General features: G+C 72.1%; 9 protein-coding genes. All 9 read right to left on the bottom strand.

Annotated features, from left to right (window positions below):
- Positions 1 to 37 precede the first annotated feature (37 nt).
- The 9 genes from J7I98_RS05090 to J7I98_RS05050 all read right to left on the bottom strand — a co-directional run bounded on the left by J7I98_RS05090 (position 38) and on the right by J7I98_RS05050 (position 13,434).
- Positions 38 to 1,246 (bottom strand): FHA domain-containing protein, encoded by a 1,209-nt coding sequence (locus tag J7I98_RS05090; protein WP_214918904.1) that lies wholly within the window; start codon positions 1,244 to 1,246, stop codon positions 38 to 40.
- 66 nt (positions 1,247 to 1,312) lie between these two features.
- Complete coding sequence (locus J7I98_RS05085; RefSeq protein WP_214918901.1) at positions 1,313 to 2,671, bottom strand: VWA domain-containing protein; 1,359 nt, start codon at positions 2,669 to 2,671, stop codon at positions 1,313 to 1,315.
- A 44-nt stretch (positions 2,672 to 2,715) separates the two neighbouring features.
- The gene (locus tag J7I98_RS05080; RefSeq protein ID WP_214918898.1) at positions 2,716 to 4,053 is read right to left on the bottom strand and encodes a protein phosphatase 2C domain-containing protein; all 1,338 of its coding nucleotides are present in this window, start codon (positions 4,051 to 4,053) and stop codon (positions 2,716 to 2,718) included.
- A gap of 3 nt (positions 4,054 to 4,056) precedes the next feature.
- Positions 4,057 to 7,080 (bottom strand): serine/threonine-protein kinase, encoded by a 3,024-nt coding sequence (locus J7I98_RS05075; RefSeq protein ID WP_214918895.1) that lies wholly within the window; start codon positions 7,078 to 7,080, stop codon positions 4,057 to 4,059.
- A complete protein-coding gene (locus J7I98_RS05070; RefSeq protein ID WP_214918867.1) occupies positions 7,077 to 8,426 on the bottom strand; it encodes a hypothetical protein in 1,350 nt (449 codons plus the stop codon). Before J7I98_RS05070 ends, J7I98_RS05075 begins: the two co-directional genes overlap by 4 nt.
- Before the next feature lie 76 nt (positions 8,427 to 8,502).
- Entirely contained in the window at positions 8,503 to 9,453 is a 951-nt protein-coding gene (locus tag J7I98_RS05065) for a glutamate ABC transporter substrate-binding protein (protein WP_214919187.1), read from the bottom strand.
- A gap of 107 nt (positions 9,454 to 9,560) precedes the next feature.
- Complete coding sequence (locus J7I98_RS05060; protein ID WP_374225071.1) at positions 9,561 to 10,964, bottom strand: hypothetical protein; 1,404 nt, start codon at positions 10,962 to 10,964, stop codon at positions 9,561 to 9,563.
- 188 nt (positions 10,965 to 11,152) lie between these two features.
- A complete protein-coding gene (locus J7I98_RS05055) occupies positions 11,153 to 12,124 on the bottom strand; it encodes a BadF/BadG/BcrA/BcrD ATPase family protein (protein WP_214918864.1) in 972 nt (323 codons plus the stop codon).
- Positions 12,115 to 13,434 carry a 6-phospho-beta-glucosidase gene (locus tag J7I98_RS05050; RefSeq protein ID WP_214918861.1) on the bottom strand — a complete coding sequence of 440 codons (1,320 nt, stop codon included), beginning with the start codon at positions 13,432 to 13,434 and terminating at the stop codon, positions 12,115 to 12,117. Before J7I98_RS05050 ends, J7I98_RS05055 begins: the two co-directional genes overlap by 10 nt.
- Positions 13,435 to 13,436: the final 2 nt, after the last annotated feature.

Raw genomic sequence — 13,436 nt, 5'->3', positions numbered from 1 at the left:
CTGGGGGCAAGCCCCCAGACCCCCTGGAGGAAGGTCCTCAGCCCCGGCGCACCGTGATCGTCGTCCAGGCGCCGACATGCACCCGGTCGCCGTCCTGGAGCGGGATCGGGACGTAGGGCTGGATCGGTTCCTCCGCGCCGTTCACCGTCGTGCCGTTGGTCGAGTTCTGGTCGACCACCGCCCAGGAGCCGTCGGGCTGCTGGACCAGTACCGCGTGCTGGTGCGAGACGCCCGGGTCCTCCGGCGGTACCGCCAGATCGATGTCGGGGGCTTCGCCCGTGCTGTGGCGGCGGCGGCCGATGGTGATCTGGTTGCCGGTGAGCCTGCGCTGCTGCTCGGGCGAGTACGCGGGCAGGTTGAGGCCCGCCGCGTCGGGGCCGCTGCGCTGCATCATCGCCATGAAGTACTCACGGTCGGGGCCCACGGTCGCCGTCCAGCTCGCGGGAGCCGTCGGCTGGCTGTGCTGCTGGGGCATCTGCTGCTGGTGCTGCGGTTGTTGCTGTTGCTGCTGTTGCGACGGCGGGGGCAGCATCCAGTCGTCGTTGCCATTGCCCTGCGGCTGCTGCTGCGGCGGCTGTTGCTGTTGCGGCGGCGCGGGCGGCGGCGCCTGCTGCTGGAACGCCGGGGGCGACGGAGCGGCGGGCTGCTGGAAGACGTCGGACCGCTGGAAGGTGTCCGGCTGCTGCTGGAACGGGCTCGGCGGGGCCTGGTGCCCCGACTGCTCGGGCGCCAGCGGCTCGGCGGGGCGGTTGATCTGCGACGGCCGCGAGCTCTGGTACTCGTACGGGTCACGAGGCTGCTGCGTCTGCTGCGGCTGCGCGGGCGGCGGCGGAGGAGGCCCCTGCGGCGGCGCCTGCCGCTGCGGAGGCTGGGGGTGCTGGGGCTGAGGGGGCTGCTGCGCCTGGAAACCAGGCGGCAGGTTGAGGCCGCCGGGCCCGGGGCCCTGGCCCGAGTTCTGCGGGGCGACCGGCGTGTACGAGGTTGCCGTGTTCGTGAGGAAGTTCCAGCGGCACTCCTCGCAGAACGGCGCCATCGCCTCGCGCGGCGTCCGGCACTGCGGGCAGATCTCCGCCTGCTGGGTGGCGTCCTGGCCCGGGTAGCCGGGGGGCGGGGCGCCCTGCGGGTAGCCGTAACCAGGGGCGGGCGGCGGCGGGGGAGGCGGCGGCACGGCGCCGGCCATGCGATGGCCGCAGACCTCGCACCAGTCTTCGGAACCCGACTGGTGTCCGTTCGGGCAGGTCGGCATGTCGGCGCTTCCCCCTCTCTCGTCCGGCCCGCAGGCCGCAAATCGGTACTTCTCGTCGCTTCTTGGTTATTTCTTCACGCGAACTGTCTTGGTGGAGCGCGTCTCGAGGGTCATCTCGTCCGCCTCCGCGACCTTCGCCTTGAGTCGCACAGTACCCGTCGTCGCGTCGACGACGTCCACCACCTTCGAAAGGAGTTTCGCAGTGTCGGCGTTCCCCGAAGCGGCCGCCAGCTGCACCGCGCGGCCGAGTTTCGCGGTCGCCCCGTCGAAGTCGCCCGACTTGCGTGCATCAAGACCCTGTTGGATGACTTGCGCCAGTTCCGCCTGGCCCGTGTAGTGCGCGACCTGGGGGTTTATAGAGGTGGATGCGACCATGTCGTCCGTCCACACCGCCCGTACGAGACCCTGGGAGAGCGTTCGCGGCGTACCCCCCGACGGGTCGGGAAGGATGAGCGAGACGCGGGCCGCCAGCATCTCCTGGCCGATGCCGGCCTCGGGGACCTGCACGCACACGTGGTAGTCGCGCGACTCGTCGCCCCACGAGCCCGTCGGGTAGTCGCCCGCGCGCGGGGGCACCTCGGTGCGGCGGCCGGTCAGGTCCTCGACCGCCGGCGCCACCTGCTTGACGAACTTGATCTCCACGCCGACGGGCGTCCACAGCCGCAGCGCCACGTCCGCGACCTCCTTGCCCATCGCGTTCTCCATCATGTGAGTGAAGTCCGCGGCCAGGCCCGTCGGGTCGGCGACGATGTCGGCCGTGCCGAGCAGCGCCGATGCGATGCCGGTGACCTCCTTGACCTCCCAGTCCGTACCCACGCCACGGGCGTCGCAGGTGAAGCGCCCCACGCAGGAGTCGATCGCGGCCCGCAGGTCCTCGGGGCTCTCGTGCTCGTTACGCCCGTCGGTCAGCAGAATGCCGTGCCGGATGGAGACTTCGGCCGCGCCGAGCAGCCGGTCCGTCAGCCGCAGCCACGTGCCGATCGCCGTGCCGCCGCCCGCGCTCAGCTTGCGCAGGGCCTCCTTGGCCTCGGCCCTGGTCCGGTGATCGGCGGTCGCGAGGCCGCCGTTGCCCGGGTAGACCTCCGTGGCGATGTGCGTACCGCCGACCACCGCGAACGCGACACCGTCGCGCAGGGTGTCGATGGCGGCTGCCGTGGCGTCCCGCGCGTTGCGCATCTTGGTCGGCGGGTAGTCCATCGACCCCGAACAGTCGACCATGATCACAACGGCCGCGCTCGGCCCCTGCCCCGGTATGTGCGCGGGCGAGGAGCCGGCCCCGGCGAGCAGCGAGGCGCCGCTCGTACCGCCCCCGGTGGAGGTGACCGTGACGATCGCGTTGACCTCGCGACCGCCCTCCGGCAGGTACTCGTTCTGATACACGTCGACGGAGAATTGCGGCACATGGGACTTGGAGAAGTTGGCCATCGAATTGGCTCCTCGGGACTCCAGAAGGAAGGGGAACAGGGGCCTTACGCCGTGCCGTAGGCCGATCCTGCCCCTTGCGGCGGTACGGGGAACGGCAGCACCGCCACTGTTACGTTGTCGTGGCCCCCGCCGTCGAGTGCGTGCCCCACCAGTACCTGGGCGCAGTGCAGCGGCCGGTCGGCGGCGTCGGCCGGTGCGACCCGCGCCATCTCCTGTGCCGCCTCCGCGTAGTTCCACAGGCCGTCGGTGCATACGACGACCACGCCCGGCCGGTCCGGCTTGAAGGCGGCGGTGTGCGGCTCCAGTTCGTACGCGTCCGCGCCGAGCCAGCCGGTGATCGCGTGGGCGCGCTCGTCGGCGTACGCCTCCGCCTCGTTCATCAGGCCCGCAGCCACCATCTGGGCCGCCCACGAGTCGTCCTCGGTGAGCCGGGCGGGCGGTGCGGTGCGGTCGTCGGGCACCCAGTAGACGCGGCTGTCGCCGACCCAGCCGATGACGAGCAGTCCGCTCGCGACGATCGCGCCGACCAGGGTGCAGGCGGGCGCGTTCGTGTGGTGGTCGGGGTCGTGCTCCTTGGTGTGACCGGGTTCCACGGCAAGGGAGTTGACCGACTCGGCCGCCGCGACGATCGCCTCGTGCATCGCCTGCTGCGGGTGAGTGCCGCGCGGCAGGGATTCGAGGAGCGCCTCGTTGGCGGCGCTCGCGGCGGCCGCCGAGGCCTCGTCGGGGCGGGTCGCCGAGGACACGCCGTCGCAGACGATCGCGACGACGGCCGGCGACCCGTCGGGCAGGGCCGCCGAGGAGACCGCGAAGGAGTCCTCGTTCCGGTGGTGGCGCAGACCCCGGTCGCTGACCGCCGCGACGGCGTCCAGCTCCTGCTCCATGTGGTCGCGCTCGCGGGGCTGGGCGTGGCCGCAGTTCTCGCAGTAGCCGTCCTCGTCGATCCGGCCGCTGCGGCAGGCGACGCACACCTTGGCGGCGGGCGTTCCTGCCGGGGGTGTCGGCTCGGGCACGGGCACGGCGGTGCGGGGGTCGACGGGCTGTACGGGGACCACGGGCGCCTGCGCGGGTGGGGGGACCGGCGCCGCCGCGGGTGGGGGGACCGGTGCCGCTGCTGGTGCGGGGAGGGCGAAGTCGCCGTCCGCAGGGGCGGCTTGGGGCGGGTCGTCATACCGTACGGCGGCGGGGGACAGCTCCGCGCTGCCCGCCGCTGCCGCGCGCGGCCCCACCGAAATGGCCACCGTGGGCTGGTCCTGCGGCATCGGCGGGACGGCCGACAGGTCGTACCCGCACGCACCGCAGAACAGGTCACCCGGCTCCAGCGGCTCCTCGCAGCCGGGACAGGCGGCCGACCCAGCAGGCTGCTGGTGCATCTGCGACATCATTCACACCCAGGTCCGGGGGCGGAAACGGTTGGCCCGTTCCACCAGGTCGATCCTCTCCTCGCCGCGCTGGGCGAGCCGGGCTAGCACCCGGTACGAGCGTTCCAGACCGAAGCGCAGGCCGCGCTCGTCCAGTTGGCTGCCGAGCAGCGCGGTCTGCGCGGGGCTAGCCCCGCGCCCACCGGAGAGTACCCAGTCGAGGGCTGTGCCCAGCACCTCTGTGGACAACTGCTCACGGCGTACGGCGTCGAGACCGACGCTCTGCAGGGCCTCCACCTGGGTGGCGGCCGCCGTCAGATCGTCGATCAGCGGGTCCTGCACGGCGCGGCGCCGCAGGCGTGCCCGTACAGCGGCGACACGGGCCGCCGTGTAGTGGATCGACGCCTCCGGTACGGACTCCAGCGTGCGTACGGCGCCGGGCCGGTCGCCCGCGGCGAGCTGCACGCGGGCAAGGCCGAAGGCCGCACTCACGTAACTCGGGTCTGTCGTCCATACGAGTCGGTAGTACTCGGCGGCGTTGTCCAGCTGGCCGAGGACTTCGGCGCAGACCGCGAGGGCGAGCTTGGGGGCGGCCTCGCCGGGGAACGCGTCGTAGATCGCGTCGAAGGACAGCGCGGCGTTCTCGTTGTCCCCTGTGGCGAGGGAGGCGATGCCCCGGTACCAGACGACCCGCCAGTCGTCCGGGTGCTGCACCTCCAACGCCTGCAACGCATCGGCGGCGGTGATCAGTTCGCCCATCTCCAGCCGGGCACGCAGCTCGCGCAGCCGCCGCTCGACGGAGTCACCGGGCGCGGACTGGAGCGCGGCGATCAGCTCGGCGGGTGCGGAGGCCATCAGGCCCGCGAGGAACCCGGCGTTGGGGTCGTTCGGGTCGACGCGCGGCACGGGCAGCGCGAGCGAAGTGGCCCGCGCCTTGAGCGGCGCGAGGTAGGAGGCCTCCGCCGTTACGCCCGGCGGGACGCGGGGTGCCGGAACGGCGGTCTGGGTAGCGGCATACGCAACGGCAGCGCCCCCGCCACCGTGCGACGACGCCCCCGGACCGGTGTACGTACCGGCACCCGGACCGGCGTAGGCCCCGAACTGCGAGCCCGCTGCGGAGGCCCAGCCGCCGGGTGCCCCGGCCCCACCGTGCCCGCCCGCGGGTGCCCCGGGCGCCGGGTATCCGCCGGGCTGCGAGCCCGCTCCCGGGTATGCGCCGCCGGGTGCCCCGCCTCCGCCGTACGCCGCGCCTCCTGCGCCGTAACCACCAGCTCCGCCGGGGCCGTTGCTGCGCGGGGTGCCTGTGCCTGTGCCTGCGCCTCTGCCGCCGCTGCGGTGCGTCGGCTCCGCGCCGACGTACCCCTCGGCCGCGCCGGGCAGCGGCCTTACTCCCGTGACCTGCGCCGGGACAGCCGACGCGCCCGCGCCGACCGGGACCGGCCCGGGAGCGGCGCCCGCTCCAGCACCGCCCGAGGCCACCGCCTTCGCCGCCGCGCGGCGTGCTCGCCGTCCCTCCGGGAGCGTCCGGCCGCCCAGCTGCGACACGTCGCCCGTCAGTTCCGCGAACAGCTGCGTGTCCGTGACCCGCAGTTCGGGGCCGAAGAGGGTCGACAGGGACGGGCGCGGGCGGCCCGTCTGGAGAGCCACCACCTCCCGCAGTACGCCCGTCAGCTGCTCCGCCATCTCCGTCGCCGACGCGAACCGCCGTGCCGGATCCGGGTCGGTGGCCCGGACCAGGAGGCGGTAGAAGGACTCGTACGTGCGGAAGACCTCGATGTGCTCGGGGTCGGGCAGGCTGGCCACGAAGACGTTCGTGTAGCCCTGGAAGTCGAAGGTCAGCACGGCGAGCGTGCGCGCCACCGTGTAGAGGTCGGAGGCGACGGACGGGCCCACCTCGGCGACCTCGGGGGCCTGATAGCCCACCGTGCCGTAGATCGCGCTCTCCTCGTCGTCCATCCTGCGGACCGCGCCCATGTCGATGAGCTTCAGCTGGTCCTGCTGCTGGATGGCGTTGTCGACCTTGAAGTCGCAGTAGAGGAGGTTCCTGCTGTGCAGGTGGCCCAGCGCCTCCAGCGCCTCGATGCCGTACGCACACGCCTGCTCGACCGGCAGCGGATCCCGCTTGCCCGCCTCGCTGCGCCGCTCATTGGCGATCTCCTTGAGCGACTTGCCGCCGACGTACTCCATGACGATGTAGCCGTCCATGGAACCGGTGCGCTGGTCGAGGTGCTCGACGAAGTTGTAGATGCGGACGATGTTGGAGTGCTCGATCTCGGCGAGGAAGCGCCGCTCCGAGATCGCCGCCGCCATCGCGTCCTGGTCGCCGGTGTCGAGCAGGCCCTTCAGGACCACCCAGCGGTCGGAGACGGCGCGGTCGACCGCGAGATAGACCCAGCCGAGACCGCCGTGCGCCAGGCAGCCCATGACCTCGTACTGGCCGTGCACGATGTCGCCCGCGCCCAGCTTGGGCACGAAGGAGTACGGGTGCCCGCACTTCGTGCAGAACCCTTCCGTACGGCCCGGCCGCTCACCGCGCGAACGCCCCACCGGCGCCCCGCAGTCGGAGCGCGAGCAGAACCGCTTCCGCTCCGGGACCTCCGGGTTCTTCATCACCGCGGTCTGCGGGTCGGGACGCGGCACGTCCGGTATGGAGACAAGACCCGCGCCCAGCCGGTTGCGCCCGGACGCCCCCGACGACGAACCGGAACTGCGGACCGAGACCGACCGGGAGGCGGAGGCGCCCGACAGGGACCGGGAGAGGCGGCCGGAGACCGAGCGGCGCGAAGTGGAGGACCGTGACGAGCGGGAGGAGCTCCGGGAGGACGCCCCCGAACCGCTGCGTGAGGATGTGCTGTTGCTGCCCCGGGCGCCCTGGTTGCTCTGGCTGCCCTTGTTGCTCCTGCCGCCGGCCGCGATCCCGGTAGGCGGAGACGACAGGTTTCCGTTCGGCGACACGACGGGCGCGAGACCGCAGGTGTCGCAGTACATCTCACCGCCGCCCATGTCTTCGTACGACCCCTCGCAGCCGGGGCGCTGACACGTGCTCATGATGTGTTCCCCCTGTGGTCCGTGGGACCGGACTGCTGCCGCGGGACGAGGACCTCCGCCGCGGCCTGCTGATAGCGCAGCACCGCCTGCTCGGCGACGCGCAGATCGCACGGCGCGCTCCACAGCATGCGGCGGGCCGCGTCGTACCGCTCGATCAGCACGGGGTCCTCCGCCAGGCCGTGTCGGGCGACCTTCGCCTTGTACGCATCGAGGCGCCCGCGCAGCTCGGCGCGGACCGCCAGAGGCGCCGTGACCGCCGTCAACGACTCACGCGCCCGCATCAGCTCGTCCTCGGCCTCGCGCTCCAGGGACTCCAGGAGCGGCGAGAGCCGGTGCCACTGGGCGTGCCTGCGGTAGTCGGCCGCGAGCACCAGCTGCTCCTGGAGCACGGTGGACGGGCCGCCGACCGCCGGCACCTCGGAGGCGGCGATCTTCGCCAGGACCTCTCCGCGCGCCGACCGGGCCTCGGTGAGCGTGCGGTCCGCACGCGACAGCACGTCGCGCAGCCGCACCAGCCGCTGCTCGGCGTCCTGCCGTACGGTCAGCACCGCCTCGATCTCGCGCCGGATCTCCTCCAGCGCGCGGGCCGCCCGGTCGTAGCGGTCGGTGTCGGGGCGGCCGCCGCCCGGCGCCGAACTGCCGAGACCCGGACGCCAGAAGGCCAGTGGGTCCGACACCACCTGGGCGCGTAGCGTCGTCAGCTCATGGGTGATCGACTCCAGCTCGTCGCCCGCCGGGTGCTCACCGGGCCGTACACCGACGGAGTACGCCAGCGAACGCGTGCGCCCCAGCTCCGCCGCGAGGAGGTCTATACGGGCGGGCAGCGCCGACCACACAGCGTCGGCCGTGACGACCATGTCCAGCGACTGGGCGTACAGATCGTTCATCCGGGACACCAGCTCCGCCAGGGTGAACCGCTCGGAGAGCTTGGCGGGACCGGTGATCGCGGGCGCGTGCTGTCCGGACGCACCGCCGGCGACGGTCACGCTCTCGCCGCGCAGTACGTCGGTCAGCTCGACCAGGTCGTCCCGGTTCGGCCAGCGCCGCCGCGCCCGCAGCTCACGGGCGCCGTGCAGGGCGGCGGCGTACGCGTCGAAGTACGACCACAGCAGCGTGATGGCCTGCTCGGTGGCTGCCCAGCGGTCCTTGGTGGCACCCGTCAGCTCGGCGCCTTCGAGGAGTCTGCGGCCCGCGTGGTCCTGGAGGGCGAGGAGCGAGGTCTCGATCGCCTCGTGCTCCGCCTCCAGCCGCGCCAGCGCACGGTCGACCTCGTCCCGGTCCATCACCGGGCGATGGGGCACTCCCGCCTCGCCGGGACTGGGGAAGGATCCCGCCGCCACGCCCATTGATCACCTCTCCGCTCTTCCGCAATCCGGTCTTCCGTCATCCGGTCGTCCGCTGTTGATTCCCTTGCTACTGCCGCTAATTGTCCCGGTATTTGGGCGCCGGTGGCTTGGTTATGCCCGGAAGGTCGTCCTTCAGCCATTTGGCGTAAGCCTTCATCCACGGGCTGTCGTCGCCGCCCTCGCGGTAGTCGACGAGCACCTGGTTCAGCCGGCGCACCAGATCGTCGCTGCCGAGCTTCGTGGCGATGCCGTAGTACTCCTGCGTGAACGGTTCTCCCTTGAGCTCGACCGCCGGGTCCTGTGCCGCCTGGCCCGCCGCCAGAGCGTTGTCCGTCACCACCGCGTCGACCTCGCCGAGCTGGAGCCGCACCAGGCAGTCCAGCTGGTTGGACACGGTGCGGTCCTTGAAGTCGGCGCCGTACGACTTCTTGACGAGCGCGTCGTACGCCGTGGAGCCCTTCGCCGTACAGACCTTCTTGCCTGCGAGGGACTTGTCGTAGCCCGTGATCGGCGATTCCTTGGGGGCGAGCACCTGCTGGCCGGCCTGGAAGTACGCCGTGGAGAAGGCGACGTCCTTCAGGCGGGTGCAGTTGACCGTCATCGTCCTGACGACGACGTCGACCTTCTCCTCCTGGAGGGCGAGGATGCGCTGATTGGTGGGTATGGCGCGGTAGATGACCTTGTCGGGGTCGCCGAGGATGCTCTCGGCCACGGCGCGCACGAGGTCGATGTCGAAGCCTTCGAGGTCACCGGTGGCCGGATTGCGGTAGCCCCAGCGGAAGCTGTTCTGGTCGACTCCCGCGATCAGCTTGCCCCGCTCCTTGATCTTCTCGATCGCCGGACCTTCGGCTCCCGACGGGGTCAGGCTCGCCTCGGGGGTGTCGCAGGAGTCCGCCCGCTGCGCGGTCACGGCCCGGCCCACTCCCTGGCCCGCCACTTTGTCGCTGCCGTCGCTGTCGTCGTCGCCGCCGCTGTGTGAGAGCGGCAGCAGTGTCACCGCGGCCGTCAGCGCGCAGGCGGCGGCCATCGCGGCCACTCCACCCCAGCCGCGCAGCCTGCCGACAGGGATCCGCCGGTCCGGCCTGCTGCCCGTTTCGCCGCCTGTGCTGGTCACCGCGCCTCCTCCCGCCCGTCTCACCTGTACTCCGAAAGCCTGCGCCCGATGCCGAGCACCGCGCCCGCGGCGCCGAGCACCGCCAGCACCGCGGCGCCCAGCGGCAGCCCGGTCAGGAAGCCCCGCCCGTCCTCGGCGGCCTGCGTGAACTCTTTCTGCTCGTGGGCGAGCGCCTTCTCCAGCGCCGCGTCGACGCCGCTGAAGCATTCGCCGGTGGAGCCCTTGTCGCCGATGATCTGCTTCAGGGCTCCCTCGTAGTCACCCTTGTCGTCGGTGCCGCGTGCGGTGCCGTGGCGCTTGCGCCACTCCTTGGCCTTGACGGCGGCGTCCGCCACGGGGGCGCTGCCCTCGGGGTCGTCGGCGAGCTTGCGCGCGTCACCGAGCGCCCGGCCGAGGACCTTCATGCCCTGTGTGTACTCGGATTCGTACAGGTCCTGCTTGCCGTCCGCGGCCAGTACGGCACCACGCGCGACCAGGGTGAGATTCTCGTTGGCGCGGGCCTTGAGCGAGTTGATGCGTGCGTCGTTGAGGACTTCGAGGGACTCCTGGCCGTGCGTCTTGGCGTCCTTCAGGCCGGCACTCGCGACGGCGTGCCCGACACCGAGCCACAGCAGCACGACGGCGGACGCGATGCTGGCGGCCAGCAGGCCGTGGTTGAACACCCGGTTCGTACGCCGGTAGTTGCGCCGCTGCGACCAGAACAGGCCACCGAGCGCTACGAGGCCGACGCCGAGCCCGATGAACGGCCACGCGCGTGCCTCGTCGTAGTCCGCTCCGAGGCGCTTGGTCTCCGCCTCGTACAGCCTCTCGGCGGCAGGGAGCAGCGTTTTCGTCATCCGCTCGTTCGCATAGCGGAGATACGCGCCGCCGAGAGGCAGGCCGAGGCGGTTGTTGGCGCGGGCGCGCTCGATCAGGCCCGTGTAGCGGGGGAGCTGCTCGTTGAGGGTGACGATTTCACGCCCGGACGGGCTGGAACTGTCCGTATTGGCGGCGGCCTTCACCAGCAGCCCCGACGCGGTCGCGATGTCCTTCTCGTACCGCTCGCGCACGTCCTGCGGTTCCTGAGCCCCCGCGAGGAAGCCGCTCGCCGCGGCCGAATCGGCGTCGGCGAGGGAGCGGTAGATGCTGGCCGCGTCGGCGCTCAGGGGCTGGCTGCGGGTCACCACGGCGTCGGCGGCGGCCGCGCGGTCCGAGATCTCCCAGGCCGTTGCCGCCCCGAACGCGATGACGAGCGCGGCGACGAGTGCGCCGATGATCCGGAGTCGGCCGGGCTCGGTGGTCGCGCCGGTGCGCAGCCGGTCCACGCCTTCTGCCCACGCGGTGGTTCGTGCGGGTGGCTGTGCCTCGCGCACGTTCGGCGGGTGTGCCACTTGACCTCCCCCTCGGTCACTGACGGAGCTCAGTATGGCCGCAGTGGCCGTCATCCACACCAAGATTGACTGGATCTTGCCCCTGCGGAACCCTCCGAACGCCGATCTCCCCCTCATGAATACGCAGGAGAGATCCGTTCGGTTCCCGTTCGGGTGCGCGGCATGATGCGGATGCGGGCAGGGGAACAGCGCCGCAGGCACCGGCACCGGCACCGGCACTGGCACTGGCACGCGCACCCGCCCTACGCCTCGTACTGCGCCCGCAGCCTCGCGTGTGCCCCGGGCGGGGCCGATACGTGGTCCAGGCCCAGCAGGCCCGCTCCCAACACCGGCGGTGCCGTTACCACGCGCGGCGCCGCCTTAGGGGCCCGCACCGCGAGCAACGTCGCGATGCGGTCGTCCAGTTGCGGATGCCGCGCCGCGAGAACGCTCCCGCCGAGCAGCACCGGCGCCTCCTCCTCCAGCAGGCCGAGCCGCCCGAGCGCAACCGTCGACATGGCCACAACCTCGTCCGCCAGCCGGTCCACCAACGCCCGGGCGACCGCGTCACCCGCCCCGGCCGTCGCGAAGAGCACCGGGGTGAGCTCGTGCCGGCGCACCGGCTCGATCCGGCCAAGGTGCAACGCCTCGATCAGCGCGTACATCGACGGCAGCCCGAAGTGCGCCGGAAGCGCCCGCGCCAGCGCGGTCGCCTCGCCCCGCCCGTCCTCCGCCCGCGCCGCGCACCACAGCGCCTCCTCCGCCAGGCCCCCGCCGCCGCCCCAGTCGCCGGAGATCCGGCCGATCGCGGGGAAGCGGGCGGTGCGGCCGTCCGGGAGCATGCCGACGCAGTTGATGCCCGCACCGCACACCACCGCGACACCCCGCGGCTCGTCCACGCCCGCGCGCAGTATCGCGAAGGTGTCGTTGCGCACCTCGGTCGTACGCCCCCACCCGCGCCCGTGGACCGCCGCCTCCAACTCCCGCTCCTCGACCGGGAGATCCGCATTGGCCAGGCAGGCGGATACGTGCTCCACGCGCTCGGCCCCCGCCTCGGCCAGCGCCCGTCCGACCGCGTCCGCGAGGACGTCGACGGCCGGTTCGACCCCGACCACCGGCGGCTGGAAGCCGCCCCCGCGCGCCGTGGAGAGAAGCGATCCGTCGGCGGCGATCACGGCCACGTCCGTCTTGCTGTTCCCGGCGTCGATGGCCAGGACCGAAGCGATCACGCCCACGCCAGGTGCTCCCGGTTGTGAGCGATCAGCCGCTCGGTGAGCGCCTCGGCGTGTTCGTACTGGCCGATCAGCGGATGCGAGAGCAGCGCCTTGAACACTCGGTCCCGCCCGCCGTGCAGCGCGGCCTCCAGCGCCAGTTCCTCGTACGCCGTCACATGCGCGATGAGCCCCGCGTACATCGGATCGAGTGCGGGCACGGCCAGCGGCGTCGCCCCCGTCTTGTCCACCCGCGCCTGGACCTCGATCACCGCGTCGTCGGCGAGGAACGGCAGCGTGCCGTTGTTGTACGTGTTGACGACCTGGTACGTCGAGCCTCCGCCCACCCGTCGCCCGCCACCACCCTCAACGGATGGCCCTTCGGGCCCGCTGTTGTTTCCCAGCAGGGACGCCGCCAGATCCACCGCGGCCTCCGAGTAGAACGCGCCGCCGCGCTCGGCGAGCAGGGCGGGCTTCTCGTCCAGCGCCGGGTCGCCGTACATGGCCAGCAGCTCCCGCTCCATACCGGCCACCTCGGCGGCCCGGGACGGCTTGGTCCTCAGCTCCCGTACGACCTCGTCGTGCGCGTAGAAGTAGCGCAGGTAGTACGAGGGGACGACGCCGAGCCGGTCGACGATCGCGCGCGGCATGTGCAGATCGTCGGCGATCGCGTCACCGTGCTCGGCCAGCAGCCTGGGCAGGACGTTCTCGCCCTCGGGGCCCCCGAGCCGTACAGCCGTCTCCCACGTCAGGTGGTTCAGCCCGACATGGTCCAGGTGCACATCCGCCGGTGCCACATCGAGCAGTTTCGCGAACTTCCGCTGGAAACCGATCGCGACATTGCACAGGCCGACGGCCTTGTGACCCGCCTGGAGCAGCGCCCGCGTCACGATCCCCACCGGGTTGGTGAAGTCGATGATCCATGCGTCCGGGTTGGTACGCCGTACCCGCTCCGCGATGTCGAGCACCACCGGCACGGTCCGCAGTGCCTTCGCCAGGCCCCCGGCGCCCGTCGTCTCCTGCCCGATGCAGCCGCACTCCAGCGGCCAGGTCTCGTCCTGCTTCCGTGCCGCCTGTCCGCCGACGCGCAGCTGGAGCAGCACCGCGTCGGCGTCGGCGACGCCCGCGTCCAGGTCGGAGGTCGTCGTGATGCGGCCCGGGTGGCCCTGCTTGGCGAAGATCCGCCGCGCCAGGCCGCCCACCAGGTCGAGCCGCTCGGCGGCCGGATCGACGAGGAACAGCTCTTCGACCGGCAGTGTGTCCCGAAGCCGTGCGAAGCCGTCGATCAACTCAGGTGTGTAGGTGGATCCGCCACCCACTACTGCGAGTTTCATAT

This window comes from Streptomyces sp. ISL-98 (assembly GCF_018614055.1).
Taxonomy (GTDB): Bacteria; Actinomycetota; Actinomycetes; order Streptomycetales; family Streptomycetaceae; genus Streptomyces; species Streptomyces spiramyceticus.
Note: the sequence above shows the minus strand (reverse complement) of the source record. Positions and strands in the feature narration are given on the sequence as shown.